This window comes from Desulfoluna butyratoxydans (assembly GCF_900699765.1).
GTDB classification, from domain to species: domain Bacteria; phylum Desulfobacterota; class Desulfobacteria; order Desulfobacterales; family Desulfolunaceae; genus Desulfoluna; species Desulfoluna butyratoxydans.
In genome coordinates, this window is sequence record NZ_CAADHO010000006.1 from 397,279 (window position 1) to 417,141 (window position 19,863).

18 protein-coding genes and 1 tRNA gene are annotated in these 19,863 nt (G+C 59.6%); 10 read left to right on the plus strand and 9 right to left on the minus strand.

Annotated elements, in window-relative coordinates:
• Positions 1-105 precede the first annotated feature (105 nt).
• The 3 genes from wtpA to MSL71_RS17735 all read right to left on the minus strand — a co-directional run bounded on the left by wtpA (position 106) and on the right by MSL71_RS17735 (position 3,915).
• Positions 106-1,077 (minus strand): tungstate ABC transporter substrate-binding protein WtpA, encoded by a 972-nt coding sequence (wtpA, locus tag MSL71_RS17725; RefSeq protein ID WP_180142900.1) that lies wholly within the window; start codon positions 1,075-1,077, stop codon positions 106-108.
• Between the two features lie 234 nt (positions 1,078-1,311).
• A complete protein-coding gene (locus MSL71_RS17730) occupies positions 1,312-2,031 on the minus strand; it encodes a hypothetical protein (RefSeq protein ID WP_180142902.1) in 720 nt (239 codons plus the stop codon).
• Between the two features lie 813 nt (positions 2,032-2,844).
• Positions 2,845-3,915, minus strand: a complete 1,071-nt coding sequence (locus MSL71_RS17735) for an HD-GYP domain-containing protein (RefSeq protein ID WP_180142904.1) — start codon at positions 3,913-3,915, stop codon at positions 2,845-2,847.
• 649 nt (positions 3,916-4,564) lie between these two features.
• Between MSL71_RS17735 and MSL71_RS17740 the strand changes: the two genes are divergently transcribed.
• Genes MSL71_RS17740 through MSL71_RS17760 form a run of 5 tightly spaced genes read left to right on the plus strand, consistent with a single transcriptional unit; the run spans position 4,565 to position 9,893 of the window.
• Entirely contained in the window at positions 4,565-5,149 is a 585-nt protein-coding gene (locus tag MSL71_RS17740; RefSeq protein ID WP_180142906.1) for a TetR/AcrR family transcriptional regulator, read from the plus strand.
• Positions 5,149-6,579: a TolC family protein gene (locus MSL71_RS17745; protein WP_180142908.1), complete on the plus strand. Its 1,431-nt coding sequence runs from the start codon at positions 5,149-5,151 to the stop codon at positions 6,577-6,579. The genes MSL71_RS17740 and MSL71_RS17745 overlap by 1 nt, the downstream gene beginning before the upstream one ends.
• Entirely contained in the window at positions 6,579-7,565 is a 987-nt protein-coding gene (locus MSL71_RS17750) for an HlyD family secretion protein (RefSeq protein WP_180142910.1), read from the plus strand. Before MSL71_RS17745 ends, MSL71_RS17750 begins: the two co-directional genes overlap by 1 nt.
• A 10-nt stretch (positions 7,566-7,575) precedes the next feature.
• Positions 7,576-8,748: an ABC transporter permease gene (locus tag MSL71_RS17755; protein WP_180142913.1), complete on the plus strand. Its 1,173-nt coding sequence runs from the start codon at positions 7,576-7,578 to the stop codon at positions 8,746-8,748.
• Entirely contained in the window at positions 8,745-9,893 is a 1,149-nt protein-coding gene (locus MSL71_RS17760) for an ABC transporter permease (RefSeq protein ID WP_180142915.1), read from the plus strand. The genes MSL71_RS17755 and MSL71_RS17760 overlap by 4 nt, the downstream gene beginning before the upstream one ends.
• 70 nt (positions 9,894-9,963) lie before the next feature.
• Here the strand turns inward: MSL71_RS17760 and MSL71_RS17765 are convergent.
• The 5 genes from MSL71_RS17765 to proC all read right to left on the minus strand — a co-directional run bounded on the left by MSL71_RS17765 (position 9,964) and on the right by proC (position 15,225).
• A tRNA-Ala gene (locus MSL71_RS17765) sits at positions 9,964-10,039 on the minus strand.
• A gap of 229 nt (positions 10,040-10,268) precedes the next feature.
• On the minus strand, positions 10,269-11,267 hold the full coding sequence (locus MSL71_RS17770) for an HDOD domain-containing protein (RefSeq protein ID WP_180143048.1): 999 nt from the start codon (positions 11,265-11,267) through the stop codon (positions 10,269-10,271).
• A 138-nt stretch (positions 11,268-11,405) separates the two neighbouring features.
• Entirely contained in the window at positions 11,406-12,164 is a 759-nt protein-coding gene (locus tag MSL71_RS17775; RefSeq protein ID WP_180142917.1) for an alpha/beta fold hydrolase, read from the minus strand.
• Between the two features lie 258 nt (positions 12,165-12,422).
• On the minus strand, positions 12,423-13,856 hold the full coding sequence (locus MSL71_RS17780) for a sodium:solute symporter family protein (protein WP_180142919.1): 1,434 nt from the start codon (positions 13,854-13,856) through the stop codon (positions 12,423-12,425).
• Between the two features lie 508 nt (positions 13,857-14,364).
• Positions 14,365-15,225 carry a pyrroline-5-carboxylate reductase gene (gene proC, locus MSL71_RS17785; RefSeq protein WP_180142921.1) on the minus strand — a complete coding sequence of 287 codons (861 nt, stop codon included), beginning with the start codon at positions 15,223-15,225 and terminating at the stop codon, positions 14,365-14,367.
• A gap of 232 nt (positions 15,226-15,457) precedes the next feature.
• Between proC and MSL71_RS17790 the strand changes: the two genes are divergently transcribed.
• The 5 genes from MSL71_RS17790 to MSL71_RS17810 all read left to right on the plus strand — a co-directional run bounded on the left by MSL71_RS17790 (position 15,458) and on the right by MSL71_RS17810 (position 19,108).
• Positions 15,458-15,754: a YggT family protein gene (locus MSL71_RS17790; RefSeq protein ID WP_180142923.1), complete on the plus strand. Its 297-nt coding sequence runs from the start codon at positions 15,458-15,460 to the stop codon at positions 15,752-15,754.
• 113 nt (positions 15,755-15,867) lie between these two features.
• A complete protein-coding gene (locus tag MSL71_RS17795; RefSeq protein ID WP_180142925.1) occupies positions 15,868-16,950 on the plus strand; it encodes a type IV pilus twitching motility protein PilT in 1,083 nt (360 codons plus the stop codon).
• Between the two features lie 127 nt (positions 16,951-17,077).
• Positions 17,078-18,247, plus strand: a complete 1,170-nt coding sequence (locus MSL71_RS17800) for a type IV pilus twitching motility protein PilT (protein WP_180142927.1) — start codon at positions 17,078-17,080, stop codon at positions 18,245-18,247.
• A 19-nt stretch (positions 18,248-18,266) separates the two neighbouring features.
• Entirely contained in the window at positions 18,267-18,935 is a 669-nt protein-coding gene (locus tag MSL71_RS17805) for a zinc-ribbon domain-containing protein (protein ID WP_180142929.1), read from the plus strand.
• Positions 18,936-18,940: 5 nt separating this feature from the next.
• Positions 18,941-19,108, plus strand: coding sequence for a hypothetical protein (locus tag MSL71_RS17810; protein ID WP_180142931.1), 168 nt, complete (start codon positions 18,941-18,943; stop codon positions 19,106-19,108).
• Positions 19,109-19,201: 93 nt separating this feature from the next.
• On the opposite strand, the gene MSL71_RS17815 is transcribed toward MSL71_RS17810, so the two are convergent.
• Positions 19,202-19,789, minus strand: a complete 588-nt coding sequence (locus tag MSL71_RS17815; RefSeq protein WP_180142933.1) for an LURP-one-related family protein — start codon at positions 19,787-19,789, stop codon at positions 19,202-19,204.
• Between the last annotated feature and the right edge of the window lie 74 nt (positions 19,790-19,863).

Below are 19,863 nucleotides of genomic sequence, written 5' to 3' on the forward strand. Positions count from 1 at the left end.
CTGGGGAACGAAGGGGGAGGGCTTTGGCAGTCTGGGGTCCAGGGGATTATCCCCAGGCCGCTGGAGGCAGGCCTTTTCTGCCCGCCTTAACCAGAGAAGGTTGCCCTACATGTTCACTTCAACCCTTTTTTTGAGCTCGGCGGGCAGCTTGCTCAAGGCTGCATCGGAGGGAACCCGGCAGGGGACAAAGGGAGGCTGGCCCATCTCTTCGAGGACCTTCAGGCCTTTTTCGGGGTTCAGGAGGTAGTCAAGGAAGAGAACGGCCGCCTCTTTGTTGGGGGCGTCTTTGACCAGGGTGATGCCGTAGGTGCAGGATTTTCCCCTTCGGGTGATGAAGGTGCCGGGTTTTTTGCCGGAGACCTTGACCTCAGCGGTTTTGTAGGTGTCGTCGTAGCGGTAGTCCCCTAAGTTGACGGCGCTGGGAAGCTCCACGTATTTCAGGCCGTGTTGCACGGCCACGGAGAGGTACTCAAAGGCGTAGTCCATGTTGCCGGTGTTGAGCAGGGAGATGAGCTCCACGGATTTGGGGCGGATGTTCTTTTTGGGGCGATTGGCGACGAGGGCCTCAAAGAGCCCTTTTTCGCCGTAATGGGTTTCCGCAAGCTTAAGGGCCATGACGCTGCGGTAGCCGCAGGGGTCGAGGTTGGGGTCGGAGTGGCCCCACACCACGTCGGTGCGCTTTAAGATCTCATGCCAGTTGGCTTCGTTGATTTCGCCTGCGTAGCGGCTCTGGGGCGTGTAGCAGAGGACCAGGCGGTTGGTGGCAAAGCGGATGTTCCAGTCCGCATGGGCCGGAATAAGGCCCTTGTCGATGACGGCGTAATCGGCGGAGGCCATGATATCGGCGGGCTTGCCCAGCTCGGAGATCATGCGGGCCATTTTGGTGCTGCCCCCTGCTTCCCGCTGGATGTCGATGTCGGGGTGGAGGGCTTCAAAGTCCTTTTCGATTTTTGCAAAGGGGACGGTGAGGCTGCCTGCATGGAAGATGGTCACCTTGCCTTTGGGAGCGGCCCAAAGGGATGCCGGTAGAAAACAGATAAGTGCCGAAAGAAGGAGCGGTCGAAAGAATCGATTCATGGGTGGGTGTCTCCGTTTGAGAGGGGGGTGAACATATGACGTTTGGAACGTGTAACGGTAAACTCATATCTTTGGCAGATAGAAATATCAAGGGGGAATGGGGCCGGTGGCAGGGATGGGGAAATTGTGGAGACACCGGTAGGGGCGGTGCCTGCACCCGCGGCATGCACGGGTGCATTTCACCTTGTTGGTATTCTTACAAGAAACGGAGAGGTATCGCGGCTGGGGGATCCGCTACACGTGGAGCTCGGAGTTCTTTCGAAGGTACGGCGATGCCTTGTCCGGATTCGTTGCCTGGGACGTCTGCTCGGACCTGGTTTGGCGGGCCTTTTTCCGGGACAGGAACGCTTCGTGAAGAAGTTCCAGGGTTCCGAAGAAGATCAGGCTGTAGCCCAAAAGCTCGCAGCTCTCTTCCACAGCGTTTTTGACGGACCGTATGTACTCTTCGTGCATCACCGCCTTCCAGAGTACCTGGCGACCCATGAGGCGTGAGAATACCAGGACCGTGAGGGCCCCTGAGGCCATGACGCCGAAGCTGGGACGGCTGAGAAAGCTGAGGACAGCTTCTTTCAATTCCTTCCGGTGGTGCCAGGCAAGGGCAAAGGTGAGGATGGCGACAAGGAGAGCCAGGGCTTGCCATGCACCGTCAAAGACATATCGGTCCAGGGCAAAGTCGAATTCACGGATGGCGGCAATGCTGGCGATGCCCACCAGGAGCGAGGCCAGGGGTGTGTCGGATTCGTTGATGTGGCCTGCCAGGTAGGCTGAGGCAGCCGTGAGGAACAGAAGGATGGCCTGGAGGCTTTCCAGAATAGAGTTTTCATTAAAGAGAACTTCTCCGGGCTGTCTCCTGGCTTCCCAGGTCACCAGAAGGACCATGGTTCCAAGAAAAAGAATATAAAACGTAAAACGAAGGGCAGCACTTGCCATTGGGTTGAGTTGTTTAGGAGTCATTTTTTCAGTAGCCGGGGTTTGAGTTGTTTTCGAGTCTCTGCTGTATGGAATGGTTTGTCCGGGGGGACCAATTCGTTGATTTCGTTACTTATAAATGCACCCTTTTTTCAGCGGTGCATTGAATGGCTCATATACCAATCAAAAGCGCTGTGATTTGTAAACCATATAGTACAGTGGAGGGTCAGGGAACGCAAATGAATAGTTGGTATGTGGCTGTTTTTCAGGGGGGTTATGTTGATAGTGCGTGATCCGGGATCGTTGATACGAACGGCGTTAACCGCCTGCCGGCACGGGAGCCGGACAGTTGTTCGTACCATTCTGATACCCTGCCCCGGATATTTCACGAGCCGAGTGCTCCCATATTCAAGGCATCAGAGCTGCAGACGTCGTGGTTTTATAAAAGCTCTTATAACGCAGAATGGGGGCACTCGGCTCGCCCGAAGGGAGAGAAACGTGACCAGAAAACGATGAATGATAGTTTGTATTTATTAAATAGTAACTATTCAGCTTGCCTCCGGCGGGTCGCTTTTTTAAAAAAGCTCCGCAAAAAACTTTCAGGTTGCTCACCCTCTTTCAGCTCCTGCGGGGCAGAAAGAGAGTGAGCAGAAAGATTTAGAACAGTCAAAATCGCTGAAATTCATGCAAAAGGCGTCAGGACCTGTTTATCAAACTTTTCAACCGTTTGGCCCCCGGCAGGGTCGCCGGAGGCAAACATAAGCTGAATAGTTACATTAAATGTCTAAAACTTTCAGGGCAAAGTCCTGTAATGACGTATTATTTTTCTGTTGTCGCCGGTTTTTTGAAAGGGCCGGGTTAACGCATTTCAGCGATATCCCGCTCGCTCAGGCGGAAGAGGTCCGAGTCTCCGGGGTAGGGGTCGGTCTGGTTCAGGTTGGCCAGGGCGATGAAGTGGTCGAAGTTGTCCAGGATAAGGGTGGCCAGGGCGGGGTCGAAGTGTTCTTCGCGCTGTTTTTCGAAGAATTCGTAGACCACATGGGGCGGGTAGATGGATTTGTAGGGGCGTCGCGACGTGAGGGTGTCGAACACGTCGGCGGCGCAGACGATGCGGCCGGCCAGGGGGATGGCCTCGCCTTTGATGCCTCTGGGGTAACCGGTGCCGTCCCAGCGCTCGTGGTGGGACAAGGCAATGTCCCGGCCAAGGCGGATGACCTCGGAGCTGGAGTTGGCAAGGATCTTGGCGCCGATGGTGGTGTGGGTCTTGATAATATCGAACTCGTCGTCTGTGAGGCGACCGGGTTTGGACAAGATGGCGTCGGGGATCCCGATTTTTCCGATGTCGTGCATGGGGGATGCGTAGCGCAACTGCTCGATGAAGTCATCGGAGAGGTCCATCAGGCTGGCCAGGAGAACGCAGTAGTCGCCCATGCGGACGATGTGGTCCCCGGTGCCCTCGTCTTTGTGCTCGGCTGCCACCACGAGGCGCCGTACCGTATCGAGGTAAGAGTGCTTGATGGTGGTGTGGGCCATCTCCAACTCGCGCATGAGGCGCCGCTCCCGGATCACCCGTTGCAGTCTCAAGACCACCTCGTTGAGTTCCAGGGGCTTGACCAGAAAGTCCACGGCGCCCATGTGGATGATGGTGTCGTACCGAAACCCCTTGATGTCTCCGGTCATGACCACCACGTCTACGGGAATCTCTTCCTTGAGTTGCTTCAGGAAACTCAGCCCCCCCATACCCGGCATGTGGATGTCGGTGAGCACCAGGTCCATGGGCGTTGTGCGCATGACGGTAAGGGCCTCCTCCCCGGAGGTGGCCGTGAGGCACTGGGCGCCCTGTTTTTCAATGGTTTTTTTGAGAAGCAGGAGGGTTGCCGGGTCGTCGTCCACGACCAGGATTCGGGTGGTTTTGAGTTGCATCTCCATGGTGCGTTCCTTCAAAAGGCCTCAGGATTGTCGCGCGGCGTATGGCGGTGATGGCCTTGGGAAGCCTGAAGCGGTGTCTGTCGCTTCTCCGCTGGGTACGGTCACGAACGGCGGAAAATCCGCCAGGGTGCCCTTGAGGCATTTCGGGCACCGGCGTCGGGGGGACCGCATCTGAATCAGGCGCACCATTGTTGGGTGAAACCGTGGGGTTTCGTCCCTTCCGAAACCAAGGAGAGGGGGTGTGGCGCTTTCAGTAAAGGTACGATTCATCATACCACAGGCCGATGGATTACAAAATGGTTCCCCGTCAGGGAATCCATGGGGGAGCCTATCGGATCAGGGAGCCGAGATCCAGAAAAAAAACGTCGTTCGCCTCTTTACAGGGGAAGCGGGTGATCTTAGATTGAATCATGATTCAATGTTCAGTGATGTTCCCGTGGCCCGAATCATGACAGGGGCCATGGGGACCATGGATCACGTCTAAACTTACAGAACTCTAATCACGCACGAAAATGATGCACCCTTGATGGGGCTCCGTGGGGGCATCCCTTCCGGGATCACGGGGGCGATGGGGGCATCATGTATCTGTATATTGAACGACGGTTCAATGACGGGGCGGCACAGCCCCAGCCGTCGGGAGGAGAGAAACGTGGCAGTCAGTGTCGACAAAGAGCAGGCCATCCACAAGGCGGCCATCCAGGTGATCAGCGAGTACGGGTTCCACAAAGCCAAGATGGCAAAAATCGCCGAGGTGGCCGGGGTGAGTGCGGGGAGCCTCTACACTTATTACAGCGACAAGGACCATATCCTTGATCGGATTTTCGAGGTGCTCTGGAAAAAGGACTGGGCCGGGCTCATGCCCCTGGCCGCCCGGGAGGACTTGAGCCCCCTGGAGAAGCTGGAAGCAGCCATCGACCTGATCTTCGACGTGCTTGCCGGGGATCGGAATCTGATCATCGTGTTTGCCAACGAATTCAATAATTTCATGAAAAACAAAGAGGTGAGCTTTGCTCGCCACTACACCGAGTTCCAGGGGGCGTTTCTCTCCATACTGACGGAGGGGCAGGCCCAGGGGGTGGTGAACCCCCACCTTCCCGGGGAGGTGATCTGTGACTTTATCCTGGGGGGCATCCGGAAGACCCTCTACGAGCGGGTCACGAGTGACCGGGGGAACGACTGGGCCATCCTGCGCACCCACATCAAGGCCATGATCCGGCGGGGAGTGCTGGTGTGATGGGGCGTTTTAGACGGCGTTGGAAATGGCTCCCGTGGCTTCTGGCGGCGGCGTGGTGCTGGTCTGCCGCAGCCGCAGCCGGTGAGTTGACCCTGGATGAGGCTCTCTCCCGCATGGAAGCGGGCAACGACACCCTGGCTGCGGCCCGGGAGGAGAAAGCAGCCAAAACCTATGAAAAGGAGGCGGCCTTTGGTCTTCACCTGCCCTCGGTGAAAGCCTCCATGCGCTGGACGCGCATCGATGAGCCCATTGAGATCGACTTGTCCGGCATTCATGACGCCATGAGTTTTCTCCATGGGCCGAATCCTGCCACGGGGAGCCCCGGAGATTCGCGACTGGCGTATGTGCCCGCGTTTACCATGCCTGTCCAGGACGACACCTTTGTCAAAGGGCGTATCACCGCGTCGTTGCCCCTGTACGCAGGGGGCCGGATCCAGGCGGCCAACCAGGCGGCCTCATCCCGGGTCCAGGAGGCGGATGCCCAGCTTCGGGAGGCAGGCAGCCGGTTGATGCGGGACATGGTGACGCGTTACTACGGCCTTCGTTTTGCGAAAAAGGTGGTGGATGCCCGTGCCGCGTATTTAAAGGGGATGGAACAGCATGTGTCCGAGGCCAGGCAGCTGGAGGCCCAGGGGATGATTTCCCGGTCGGAGCGTCTCCACGCCGAGGTGTCCCGGGCCGAAGCCGAGCGTTTGCTGAAGCGGTCTGTGCGGGACCGGGACATCGCAGAGACCGCCCTTGCCAATCTCCTGGCAGAAGAGCAGGGGGGGCGCGGGGCGATTCACCCTGTGTCTCCTTTGTTTCTGACCCGGGATATTGAGCCCATGGAGTACTTTGTCTCTGCGGCCCTTCGCTTGAACCCGATGCTTCAGCAAATCGATGAAAAGGGTGTGCAGGCAAGGGCCGGGGTCAAGGCGGAGAAAGGGGCCCTGCTCCCCAAGGTCTATCTTTTTGCCCGGCAAGAGCTGGTGACAGACGACCTGACCATGCTTGAGCCCGAATGGGCGGCGGGTGTCGGGATGGAGATGTCACTGTTTGAGGGGCTCTCTTCGGTGAATCGCCTTCGATCGGCCCAAGTCCAGACCTCCCGGGTGGCGCACATATCCGCCCAGGCAAAACGGGATATCGCAACCCTGACGGAGAAGCTCTATCACGAGGTGGTGGCTCAGGTGGAGCAGTACGACGCCTTGAAAACCTCCCGGGCTCTGGCCAGTGAAGCCGTGCGGGTCCGGACCCGGGCCTTTGAGGAGGGCTATGCCACCTCCCTGGATGTGGTGGATGCCCGGCTCACCCTGTCCGGGGTGGTGGTCAGGCAGCTCCTGGCTGTTTACGAATACGACGTGGCCCTGGCACGGCTCCTGGAAACGGCGGGGCTGACCCAGGCGTTTCATACCTATCGCAATGACAAGGAACTGGAGGTGACCTTTTGATGAAGAAACCCTACGCAGCGTGGATGATGGTTCTGGTGGGGCTGGCGGCCACCGTGGGGGCTGTGTGCCTTTTGGGTATGAATCCTGCTCCCCTGGTGGTCCAGGGGGAGGTGGATGCCACCCGGATTGATGTGGCCTCCAAGGTTCCGGGGCGCGTCTCCGAGGTCCTTGTTGCCCGCGGGGAGCGGGTGGCCAAGGGGCAGCCCCTGTTTGTCATTGACAGCCCGGAGATAAGGGCCAGGGTTCGCCAGGCCCGGGCCGCGGTGGAAGGGGCCAACGCCCAGCTCACCAAGGCAAACCGTGGGGCAAGGGAAGAGGAGGTCCGGGCGGCGCGCAACCTGTGGCGTAAAGCCGAGGCAGGGCTTACCCTTGCCAAAAAGACCCATGCCCGTGTGGCAAAGCTTCACGCCGACGGCGTCCTTCCTGCCCAAAAGCTCGACGAGGCCTTTGCCCAGCTCGAAGCGGCCCGCCGCAGCGCAGAGGCGGCACGGGCAGCCTATGAAATGGCTGAAAAAGGCGCCCGGGAAGAGGACAAGGAGGCGGCCTTGGCCATGGTGAGCAGGGCTTCAGGCGCCCTGGCCGAGGCCGAGGCCTTTGAGGAGGAGACCCGCCTTGCGGCGCCGCGGGCCGCCGAGGTGTCGGATATCGTGGTGGACCCCGGGGAGCTCGCCGCCACAGGGTGTCCGGTTGTGACCCTGGTGGACCTGGCCGATGTGTGGGTGACCTTCAACCTGCGGGAGGACCTGCTGGCCGGGATCCGCATGGGCAGTACCCTGCGTGCGGAGATTCCGGCCCTGGGCAACCGGGAGGTCACCCTGACAGTCAATCACATCGCAGCCCTGGGGGCCTTTGCCACCTGGCACGCCACCAAGGCCACCGGTGACTTCGACATGAAGACCTTTGAGGTGCGGGCCGTACCCGAAGACGGAATCGAGGGGTTGCGTCCCGGCATGAGTGCGGTGGTGACCTGGGACATGGGCAGCTGAGGTGGGGGCCATGACGCGTGTTGCAACGGTGGTGGCCAGGGAGTGGGACGCCCTTCTTTCCGACCGGCTCTTTCGCCTGCTGGCCGTGGGGTTTCCCCTGATTGCCCTGGCCCTGTTCACCGCCCTGTTCCGCCAGGGAAGTCCGGAAGACCTGCCGGTGGCCGTGTGCGATCTGGACAGGAGCACCCTTTCCCGCTCGGTGGTTCGCATGGTGGATGCCTCCTCGTCCATGGCCGTTGTGCAGGTGGACGACCCGGAGGCCGGGCATCGAGCCATCCTCTCCGGCAGGGCCTACGGGCTTCTGATCCTTGCCGAGGGCATGGAGAGGGAGGTGGTGGCCGGAAGGGCGCCGGTGTCCCGGTTTTACATCAACAACCAGATCATGCTGCCGGCAGGGGTTATCAAGCGTGCCATGCTGAAGGTCTTTACCGGGGCTTCCACCGGGGTGAAGCTGAGGGTGAACCTGGCAAAGGGGATGCCCGAGGCCCGGGCCAGGGAGCGCCTTTCCGGCATCCATGTGGCCTCACGGGTTCTTTACAACCCAAACCTTGACTACCGGTGGTATCTTTATGCGGCCATCTGCCCCTTTCTCATGAAAATTTTCATCATGAGCGCCACGGTGTGGAGCGTGGGCCGGGAGATGAAATCAGAGACCGTGCCCGTCTGGCTCCAGGCATCCGAAGGTCGGCTCCATGCAGCCCTTGTGGGAAAGCTCGCACCCCAGACGCTCTGGTTTACCCTGGTGTGCTGGGCCATGCTGGCCTTTTTTTTCGGGGCCATGGAGCTTCCGCGTCCCCAGCGGGTGGTCACCCTTATGGGGGGCACCGCGCTTTTTGTTGCGGCCTGCCAGGCCGCCGCCCTTTTTCTGGTGGCCTTTACCGGAGGCCTTGCCAAGGCGGTGAGCATGATGAGCCTTTACGCGGGATCGGCCTTTGTCTTTGCCGGGGTCACCTTTCCGGCGGCGGCCATGCCTCTTCCTGCGCGGGTCTGGCACGCGACCTTACCGCTGACGCACATGGTGCGGCTGATCAACGAGCAGGCCTTGAAGGGCCTTGCCTTTGAAGGTTCCGTAGGCACCCTTCTGGCCTTTGTGGCCATCGGGTTGGCGTGCGGGGTTCCGGCCTGGGCCAGGCTTTGCCAGAGACTGTGGGCCGCTGGCCAGGCACCGGGAGGGTTGTCATGAACTGGTTTCGACTGGTTGCAGGGGAGTTGAGTCTGGCCTTGGGAGACTCTGCCACCCGCCTGCTGTTGCTGGGCTCGGTGGTGCTGTACGCGTTTTTTTACCCTTATCCCTATTCACCGGAGGTGCAGGACCATGTGCCGGTGGTCGTGGTGGATTTGGATCACACCAGTCTCTCCCGCCAGTTGATCCGCATGGCAGGCGCCGGGGACAGGGTACGGGTGGCTGCCCGGGCCGCCACCCTGGACCGTGCCAAGGCCCTGTGCCGGTCCGGAGAGGTTCAGGGGATCTTCCTTGTGCCCGAGGGGTTCCAGGGCAAGGTGCTCAAAGGGACAAAGGCTGAGGTGGCTGTCTGGAGCGAGGCCTTGAGCTTTTTCACCTACCGCCAGGTGGCCACCGGGCTGTTGAGTGCTTCCGGGACCCTGTCGGCGGGTATCGAGATCAAGCGCCTGAGGGCGGCAGGCCTCGCCGAAGAGGCTGCCTTTGCCGCCACGGAGCCCCTGCCCCTGCAGACGGTGCAGCTCTTCAACCCCGCGGGGGGGTACGGAACCTACGTGGTGCCCCTGGTTTTTGTCCTGATTCTCCAGCAGACCCTGCTCATGGGGGTGGGAATGGTGGCCGGTGCCCGGTCCGAGGCCGGGGACAGCTCCTGGTTTTCCCCGGGACCGGGGCTTTTGGGGGCCGTGGCCGCGGTGTCGTCCAAGCTCGTGGCTTATCTGCTCCTCTACAGCATCCACGCCCTGGCCTATTTCGGGGTGCTGCATCGGTTTTACCGGTTTGTGGCGCGGGGGGCGGTGTGTGAGATGGCTGTGGTGATGGCCCTGTTTCTCGTTTCCGTCATTCTGTTTGCCCTGACCCTTTCGGTGCTCTTTCCCCACCGGGAGACCAGCCTCTTTGTGCTCATCGGCACCTCCATGCCGGCGATTTTTCTCTCCGGCATCTCCTGGCCGGTGGAGGTTTTTCCCCCCTGGCTGCGAATTTTTTCCTATGTGATCCCGAGTACGGCTGGCATCGACGGGTTTTTGAGGGTGTCCACCATGGGGGCGGGCCTTGGGGATGTGGCAAAGGATGTCGCCATCCTGATGGGATTGGTGGTGGTCTACTTTTTTTCTGCGGTGTGGGTGTTTTTTAAAAAGAGCGGGGGGTGAGGCCCAAGCCTGTGAGTGGCCTCAAACAAAAAAAGCCTGCTGATCGTCTGATCAGCAGGCTTTTTGTATTTGGTGGAGCTGAGGGGGATCGAACCCCTGACCTCATGACTGCCAGTCATGCGCTCTCCCAGCTGAGCTACAGCCCCGAAATCGGGTGGCGTCCATGATGATGTTCCGGTGACGCGTGGCTCTTTACATAGGGAAAATGGGGTGGGTCTGTCAATCGGAATTTTTGCGGCCAGGGCCCGAAATGCCGTGGGGGCAGCTGTGGAAACGCCAAAAATCCCGTTCCCACAGCGGGTTGTCCGGCAACGCGTGGCGCGTGATTTTTTTTGCCCTGCCTCCGGTTTTGCCCCTTCAAAGGGGCCCGGGGCCTCAAGCCAGGGACTGGGTGACCGAGGCCACGGCCTCTTTTGCTTTGGCCCCGATCTCTTCCAGCTCTTCGGGGGTGAGGCCGAGAGCCTGAATCGAACCGGGGCTCATGCGGCTGTGGACACCGGTGGGGTCGGGGCTCTCCATGGTGCGCATGGCCAGGGCATCAGCCACGTGAATGATGTGGGCCAGGGGGCTGTTGCCCTCATCCGGGGTGTGCTGGAAGCAAATCGCTTCGGTCTGAACCTTTGGCAGGTTCCATTTTTGGAAGAAGAGGCCGGCCACTTCAGCGTGGGTGAACCCGAAGAGCTCGTTTTCCGCGTCGCAGAAGGTGGTGTGGTTCCGCTTCATGGCTTCGTCGAAGGCGGGCTTGAGCATGCCGATGAAGGGATCGAGCATCAGCAGGCCGGAGTCGTGGATCAATCCGGCGTTGAAGGCGTCGTTGGCAAGGGCAGGGTGTTTGGCCTCGGCAATGAGCCGGGAGGTGTAAGCGCAGGCCAGGCTGTGTTCCCAGAGGTGGCGTGAGGAGATGCGGTAGCCCGCCAGGTTTTTTCCCAGCATCCTGGAGGTGCTGACCACGGTGATCAGGTCCGAGATGGCCTGGCAGCCCATGATGGCGGCCGCCTGCTTTACCGTGGAGACCGGAACGCTTAAGCTGTAGTAAGCGGAGTTGGCGATTTTCAGGACCCGTGTGGCCAGGGCCTGATCGGTGTTGATGACCGCGCCGATTTCGTTGAATCCGCAGGTTTCGTCGGACAGCACGCGAAGGGCCCGTCCCATGACCTCGGGCATGGGGGGCAGGGCCCTTGATTCCCGGACGATTTTTTTGAGCAGGGCTTCGCCGTGGGCCGGCAGGCCGTGGTGTGTGTGTGCGGTTTCCTGTTTTTTCACCACGATGGGTGTGCTGCATCCCGGGCAGGGAATGTCGATCTGTCGTCCCTCCGGGATTTTTTCATCGTTTACAGTATAGCTTTTGCCGCATCCGCTGCATGTGACTTTCATTGACTCGACACTCCAGGGTGATCAAAAGAGGACGACGCCGCAAGGGGGGGACATCATGGTGTCGCCCGAGGGTGGAAACGCTCAAAAAAAGGGGCGGTTCCCGGGCCGGGCCGAATGTGCCGCGAACCTTATGCCGCATCAAGCGAGAAACGTCGCAATGTGATTATTGAACTCCTCCGGGGATTCCATGGGGGAGAAATGGCCGCACCCTTGAATCACTTTCATGGATGCATCGGGTATCTTATCGCTCAAAAGGCGTCCGTACTTTAGGGGAGTGGAGATATCTTTTTCTGCGGCAAGGACAAGCACACGGCTTCGGATTTCCGGGAGTCGGTCCATCACGTCAAAGGCGTCACAGGCCGTCAGGTCGGTAACGGCCGCGGCGTTGCCTGTCTCCGTGGCCATGTCCAGGGCGTCCTTAAGCTCCGGTGTGCGTCGGGGTTCGGGCACGACAAAGTGAAACAGGGCCTTTTGGTAGGCGTCGTAGTTGGACCGTGCCGCCTCCAGGATGTCGGGAAGGACCCGAAGGCGCGCCCCGGTGTTGGCCAGGATGGCCTCGGGAAACCGGGACGGGTGGTCCAGGAGAAGCTGAAGGACGATGCCGCCCCCCATGCTGAGGCCGCAGGGCACCACCGAGGGGAGCCCGGACCCATCCATAAACTCCAGGACGGCTGAGGCCATCTCCTCAACGGAGGTGCACAGGGGCCCCTGGCTGCGGCAGTGGCCGGGAAGGTCCAGGGCCACGGTGTTGAATTCCGGGGCCAGCCCGCTGACCTGTGCCTCCCAGAATCGGCTGTTCTGTGCGGCACCGTGAATGAAGAGAAGGGTTTTGCGCTTGGGGTCGGGGTGGGGTTGTCCGGCAAGGAAACCAAACCCGTTGAGACGTGAAGACATCATGGGGGCTCCGTGGTGCGGTAAGGGGTTCTGCCTGTTGGGTGGCCCCGTGGGCCAAGGGCCTGCTTCAGCAGTGACAACCGTCATACCACGCACGGGGTATGGTGTAAAGAAGCCTCCGGCGGCCCTGCCGGGGGCTAAGCTTTCGAAACGTTTGACAAACAGGTTTTAAAAACAGATTGAATTTAATCTGAACCAAAGGCGAATGCTATGTTTCGCTGAGAAGCGAAGGGGACATAGCATTCGCAACCTGCTTGTTGCTTACTTCTCCGGCAGCAGAAGGCCCAAAAGGGGTGTTGCTGCCAGGGAGCAGAGCATGCCCAGGGTGCCGGCTTCCGGGGAGCTGGTGCCGGTGGCGTAGAGGCCGATACACAAGGCAAGGGAGAGCAGGGCCGCGGCCATGGCGCCCCTGCCGTGGACCGGGGATCCTTTGACAAAGAGCCCCCAGATAAAGGGGCCGAGGAAGAGGGAGCCGATGGCGCCCCAGGAGATACCGAGGATGGCCACGATGGTGGCCGGGCGCATCCAGGCCAGGGCCACGGAGACCACCACAAAAAAGATGCTGGCCCCGCGCATGAATCGGGTGAGCCCTTTTTCCGTGGCGTCTTGGTTGAGAAACCCCTGGTAGATGTCCTTGACCAGGGAGGAGCTGGATATCAGCACCAGGGCGGCCAGGGTGCTCATGGAGGCGGAGAGGACCAGAAGGAGCATGAGGACCGACAGGGAGTCGGGGATGATGTTGGCCAGGAGCTCGGGCATCAGGGCGTCGAAAAGGGGTTTTCCGCCTTTGAAGGCCCCGGGGGTGTTGGCAGGGGTCAGGAAGACGCGGGCCGTGGCTCCGGTGAAGTAGGCGATGCCGCCGATGAGCAGGGCAAAGAAGGTGGAGGCAACCATCCCCACCTTGATGGCCCGGTCGTCCCGGATGGCGTAGAACTTCTGGACGAGCTGGGGCATGCAGAAGGGGGCCGCGCTGGTGAGGAAGACCAGGCAGAAGAGGGGCCAGGCACCCGGAGGGCCCACAGGGGCCGTGAGTCTGGGATCGACGGCGGCAAGGGAGGCGGTGAGGTTCTCAAAGCCACCCCCTGCCTTGACGGTAAAGCCCAGGAGGGTGAGGACCCCGGCCAGCATGATCATGCCGAAGAGCACGTCCAGGGAGGCCATGGCGCGATACCCGCCCATGCTCATGTAAAGGGCGGTGAACCCGCCCATGAGAACCAGGGCCAGGGTGTAGGGCAGCTGGAAGTTAGACTGAAAGAGGTAGCTCAGCCCCATGAACACCGCCGAGGTGTAGGGGATGAAAAAGACAAAGACGGCGCAGGAGGCCAGGAGCTTGAAGGCCGGGCTTTTGTAACGGGCCTCGAAGAATTCGGGCATGGTGTGGACGCAGAGCTCTTCGGTCATGCGGCGGATGCGGCTGCCCATGAAGTACCAGACCCCGAAGACCCCCACAAAGGCGTTGCCCAGGGCGATCCAGAGGCCGGAGTAGCCGAAGCCCCATCCGATTTTCCCGGCAAAGCCGATGAAAAGCACTGCAGAGAAGTAGGCGGTGGCATAGGTGAAGGCGCTCATCCACGGGCCGATGGCCCGGCCGCCGAGGAAGAAATCCCCGAAGGAACTGTTTTTCTTGAGGTTGATGATGCCCACAAAGGCGATGACGGCCGCGTACACGGCGATGACTGCCACTTTGAATCCCATGGTCGATCTCCCGGAGTCCCTGGTGAAACACTAATAACGGTGTGCGAACACGCTCAATTCGGTCCGGGGATCATATAGAAGGCCGCACTTTTTGGCAACAGGGCCGGAGGATAAAAGCCAGGGCCAACGCATTTAAAAATTCAGTTGCCTCCGTCGGGTCGCTTTTTGAAAAAAGCTCCGCAAATATTCTCCGGTAAATCCGGTAAAACAGAAAAATAAATATGGACGGTTGCGACGCGCCCATAAAAGCAAAGCCTGGTTGTCAAACTTTTCTTAAGTTTGCCCTGAGGATAAAAGGGCCGTGCCTGTGCCAACCCTCACATCCCGTGGCCTTTTCTGCATTCGGCTCTTGGTGGAAACCGCAGGAAAACCCAGGCACGCTCCATTGACAGGCCGCAGCCGATGAGATTTACGCCCTTAGCCCTTAGCCCTTAGCCCTTAGCCCTTAGCCCTTAGCTCTTAGCCTTTAGCCCTTAGCCCTTAGCCTTTAGCCCTTAGCCTTTAGCCCCTATCCTATCTCTTCTTTTAATTCCCGGGACCTTCGTGCCGCGGCAAGCATCCCTTCCCGAATGCCCTCTGCCACGCCCCGGGCTTTCATTTCGTTGATGGCCGCCTCGGTGGTGCCCCCGGGAGAGGTGACCTTCCGGCGGAGGTCCTCGGGTTCGTCGTCGCTTGCCAGAAGCAGCTTTGCAGCGCCGTTGATGGTCCCTAAGGCAAGGCGCTTGGCGGCTTCGCCCTCAAAGCCCATCTCCCTGGCGGTGTTGATCATGGCCTCCACCACGTAGAAGAAGTAGGCGGGCCCGGAGCCGGAGACGGCGGTGACCCCGTCCATCTGGTCTTCGGAGACGCGCAGCACATCGCCCATGGCCGAAAGGACTTCCTCTGCCAGGTCCATGTCTTCGGCGGAGGCGTGGCGGTTGCCGCAGAGTCCCGACATGCCGGCCAGAACCAGGGACGGGGTGTTGGGCATGACGCGCATGATGGGCAGGAGGGCGGCGAAGGCATCGGGGAGGCAGTCATAGAGGGTTTCTTCATAAAAGGAGAGGGGCAGGCCTGCGGCGATGGTGATGATCTGTTTTCGCTCGCTGACCCGGGTGAGCCCTTTGTCCTGAAGCTCCTTGAGGAGGGACGCCATGCCCTGGGGCTTGACGGCCAGGACCACGGTGGTGGCCTGGGCAAAGGTATCTGCGGCCGATGTCGAGGTGTGGACGTTGTACTGGGTCTCCAGGTAGGTGAGTCGGTCCTGCCTGAGATCGCAGAGGGTGAGCTGCCGGCTCTGCACGTTTCCGGATGAGATCAGGGCGCCCGCCATGGCTTCGGCCATGTTTCCTGCACCGATGAAACCGATGCGACTGTCAGATGTGCTCATGGAACTGCTCCTTGAGAAGGGGTTGCTGAAGGTGGAAAGGGGGTAAAATTCCGGGAAAAAACCGATGCTTCACGGCGTGGACGGTGGCGGTGGAGCCTGGCGTTTTCGGACAAAATACCTTGACTTATCGCCGATATATAACATATTTTTATCAAGATATCTATTCACGCCGACCCCGCCATCGGGGTCTTCCCTGTTAGAGGTTTTTTTCGAAAGGTGCTGCCAATAAGCTATGTTTATTTTAGCCAATTTTATCAAAGCCACGGCCGTGGTTCTTGACATGGCCCTGACCCTTTACCTGTTTATCGTGATCGCCCGCGCTGTCCTGTCCTGGGTCAACCCGGATCCATACAACGCCATCGTTCGCTTTATCCATAACGCCACCGAACCGGTCCTCTACCGCGTTCGTTCGAAGATTCCGTATCTGGGCGGGATCGACCTTTCTCCCCTGGTGGTGATCGCCGCGATTTATTTCTTGAGAATTTTTTTGGTGGATTCCTTGTATCATCTGGCACGAGGCATGATGTAGAACCCCCCTGGCTAGTAGCCGCATTTTTATTTTAGCGTCTCTCAACGGGCGGTGGGTATCAAAGGGGCCCCGGCGGTATGACGTGGATTTGACACAATCAGGAGTGATTATCCATGGCAAAAATCGATGCGTTCTTTAAGCTGATGCACGATCAGGGTGCGTCCGACCTGCACCTTGCGGCGGGCCAGCCTCCGGCCCTGCGAATTAATGGCGAAATCGAGCGGGTCAAGTACAAGGTGCTGGACAACAACACCCTGAAGGGGATGATCTATGAGATCGCCCCGGAGAGCAAGATCAAGGTGTTTGAAGAGACGGGCGACGTGGATTTCGGCTATGAAATCCCCGGCCTTGCCCGTTACAGGGCCAACTTTTTCATGCAGCGAAACGGGGTCGGGGCTGTGTTCCGGGAGATTCCCAGCCAGATCATGACCGCCGAGCAGCTGGGGCTTCCCTCGGTGATCTCCCGCCTGGCTACCCTGCCGAGGGGGCTGGTACTCGTCACCGGGCCCACGGGCAGCGGCAAGTCCACCACCCTGGCCGCCATTCTGGATGTGGCCAACCGCATGCGCCAGGACCACATCATCACCATCGAAGACCCCATCGAATTTGTCCACCAGAGCAAGGGGTGCCTCATCAACCACCGCGAGGTGGGCAACCACACCCAGAGCTTCAGCGCCGCGCTCAGGGGGGCCCTGAGGGAGGACCCGGACATCATCCTCGTGGGCGAATTGCGGGACCTGGAGACCATCAGCCTGGCCATTGAGGCGGCCTCCACGGGCCACCTGGTCCTGGCCACCCTGCACACCTCCAGCGCCCCCAAAACCGTGGACCGTCTGGTGGAGGTCTTCCCTGCCAACCAGCAGGCCCAGGTGCGCTCCACCCTGTCCGACAGCATCCGCGCGGTGGTGGCCCAGACCCTGTTCCGGCGTACCGACCGCAAGGGCCGCTGCGTGGCCCTTGAGATCATGATCGCCACCCCGGCAGTTCGGAACCTCATCCGGGAGGGCAAGACCCACCAGATCCCCTCGGCCATCCAGGTGGGGCAGAAGTTCGGGATGCAGCTCCTGGACGACTCCATCATGGAGCTTTACAACAAGGGCATGATCAGCTCCGAAGAGGCCTACAGCAAGTCCTACGACAAGCAGCGGTTCAGGCCGCTTCTTGCAGGGGCGCCGGATGATTTCACCGACGGTTGACCATGGGAGTCCATGCGATCGCCGAAGGCGTTTCCTTGCGTGGCTTTGTTGCCTCCGCCGCTTTGCGTACGGGTGGTGGAGGCTCGGGCCGTCGCTTTCCAAGGCCATCATCTATAGAGGGTAGGATATGAGAAAACAGGAGATGGACTACATCCTTTCGCGGATGCTCGATTCTCACAACAACGTCTCGGACCTCAACCTGACCGTGGGGCGTCCCCTGCAGGTGGAGAGTTCGGGCAAGCTGCTCAAGGTGGACCTGGAGCCGGACATCAAGGAGCTCACCCCGTTTCAGACCGAGCAGATCGCCATGAACCTCATCGGGCAGGACCGTCGCTTGACCGAGGTCCTTATTCGAACAGGCTCATGCGACCTTTCGTACAGCCTCCCGGGCAAGGCCCGTTTCAGGGTCAATATTTTTTCCCAGTCGGGCAACTATTCCATTGTGCTGCGTCGCCTGGAAACCACGGTCCCTTCGGTGAAGGAGCTGAACCTGCCCAAGGCGTTTTACGAGATCCCCAAGCTTTTAAACGGCATCGTTTTTGTAACCGGGGCCACGGGTACGGGCAAGACCACCTCCCTTGCCGCCGTGCTTTCGGAGATCAACGCCACGCGGCCTGTGCACGTCATCACCCTTGAGGACCCCATCGAATACCAGCACGCCCATAAGATGGCCACCTTCAACCAGAGGGAGCTGGGCAGCGATTTCGAAAACTTTGCAAGCGGCCTGAGGGCGGCGCTTCGCCAGGCGCCCAAGGTGGTCCTTGTGGGGGAAATGCGGGACAAAGAGACCGTGGAGATCGGGTTGCGGGCGGCCGAGACCGGCCACCTCGTGCTCACCACCCTGCACACCAACAACGCCGGTGCCACCATCAACCGTATCCTGGGGATGTTCGAGTCCGAGGAGGAGAAGCAGCTTCGTTTGAGGCTTGCCGATTCGGTGCGCTGGATCATCTGCCAGCGCCTTTTGCCCAAGGTGGGCGGCGGCCGGGTGGCAGCCTTCGAGATCCTGGGCACAAGCCTCCGGGTCAAGGACCTGATCTTAAACGGCGAGTCCGACGGCAAGACCTACGACGACGTCATGGAGCAGGGCAAGCACTTCGGGATGTCCACCTTCGACAATTACATTGTCCAGCTGTATGAGCAGGGCCTGATCACCCAGGAGACCGCCATGGTCTACGCCAGCCACAAGGCGGTGGTGGGACGCGGCATCGATTCCGTCAAGAGCGCCCGGGGTGAAAAAACCACCGACATCGACTCCCTTGAGATCGATCACGGGTACAAAGAGAAAATGAAGTGAGGCGTTCCGGGAGGCGAGCATGAACATCACGTGTGAAAAGTGCGGCGGCAAATTCAATTTCCCCGATGACAAGGTCCCGGAAGACCGGACCCTGACCCTGAGCTGCCCCAGGTGCGGAAACAAGTTGTCTGTGGGGCCCCGTGGGGGCACGCCCGCGGGCACTGCCATGGGGTTTGAAGAAGATGACGAGCGAAAGCCCGCCATCCGTTTTGACGAAAAAGAAGCGGACAGCTACGACGACGATGAGCGGCCCTTTGACTTCATGGAGGAGGACGGGCTCACGGCCATTGTCTGCGTCAAGGATGAGGAGAGGCGTGAGAAGGTGCGCATTGCCCTGGACCTTCTGGAGTACAGCGTGACCCAGGCCTCGGATACCCGGGATGCTTTGAAGAGCATGCGGTACCACAGCTACGACGTGGTGGTGCTGGATGCCATGTTCGACACCCGGAACCCGGACGTTAACGGCGTGATGATCTACCTGAACCGCCAGCCCATGGTGACGCGGCGTCACATGACGGTGTTCCTGATGTCCGACACCCATCGCACCCGCGATGAGATGGTGGGGTTCCATAAGAGCGTGAACATGGTGGTGAACAACCGGGATATCGATAAAATCGACATGATTCTGCAGAAAGGGGTAAGGGAAAATACCCTTTTTTATCGGATTTACAACGAATTTTCAAGGTAGGTGATATGGCTCCGCGCAAACCCGGAACGCCGTATACCTGCGGCGATTACCGCCAGGAGATGGTGCTTCTGGGGCTGAAAAAACGCCTGGCTCAAGGCGAATGTGCCCCGGAAGAGAAGAAGGAGCTGGAAGAGGAGATCGCACGGCTGGAAAAGGAGATGGGCATGGACTGACCGTACCGTGCCTGAGGTTATGTTGCAGAGAAGAGATCAAGGCGCCGCCCCGGGGAGAGTCCTCCCGGGGGCGGCGTTTTTTTGTGATGCCTTTTACTCTTTGAGGACCAGGTCGATGCACATGACCGCTGCCAGGATCAGCTTGCGGGAGATGTGGCCTTGGGGAACCGAGTCCGAGATCTCAAGCATGTAGTTATCGGCGCTGGTGAAGAGCTCTTTGCCGATGCCCGCCCATTTTTTGCTGACATGGGCCAGCTGCCTGTCTTCCATGAGAAAACGGAAATCCCAGCCGGTCCATTTCCCCTTGAGGGTACAGACGGTTTCATCCTTGGCATCCAGCACGTTGAAGGCCCCGCCGATGGAGAGGAACTTCTGCTTGAACCCGCCGATCATCTCATCGTTTTCATCAAAGACCGTTACCTTGGACAAAAAGAAGGAGACCCCCCGGGAGACTCGGATGAGCTGGTTTCCTTCGGTGTCCCGGATGATGATGTTAAAGGGGGTCATGGTCTTGTATTTGGTGAATCGGAACATTTTGGTGAAAAAGCCCAGTCCCTCTTCCCTGCACTCCATCCAGGTGTCGCCGTTTTCGGGGTCGAAGATATCAAAGTTGCTTGCGGCCTTGAACATGCCTACATGCTCTTTGACAAAAAACAGGTTGTTGCTCAGTACGTCGGCCATGGTCTTTCCTTCCGTGTATGGTTTGTTTCTATGGATCGGTTGGTTTAGGCGGGGTGCTTTTTAAAAAAGCTCCG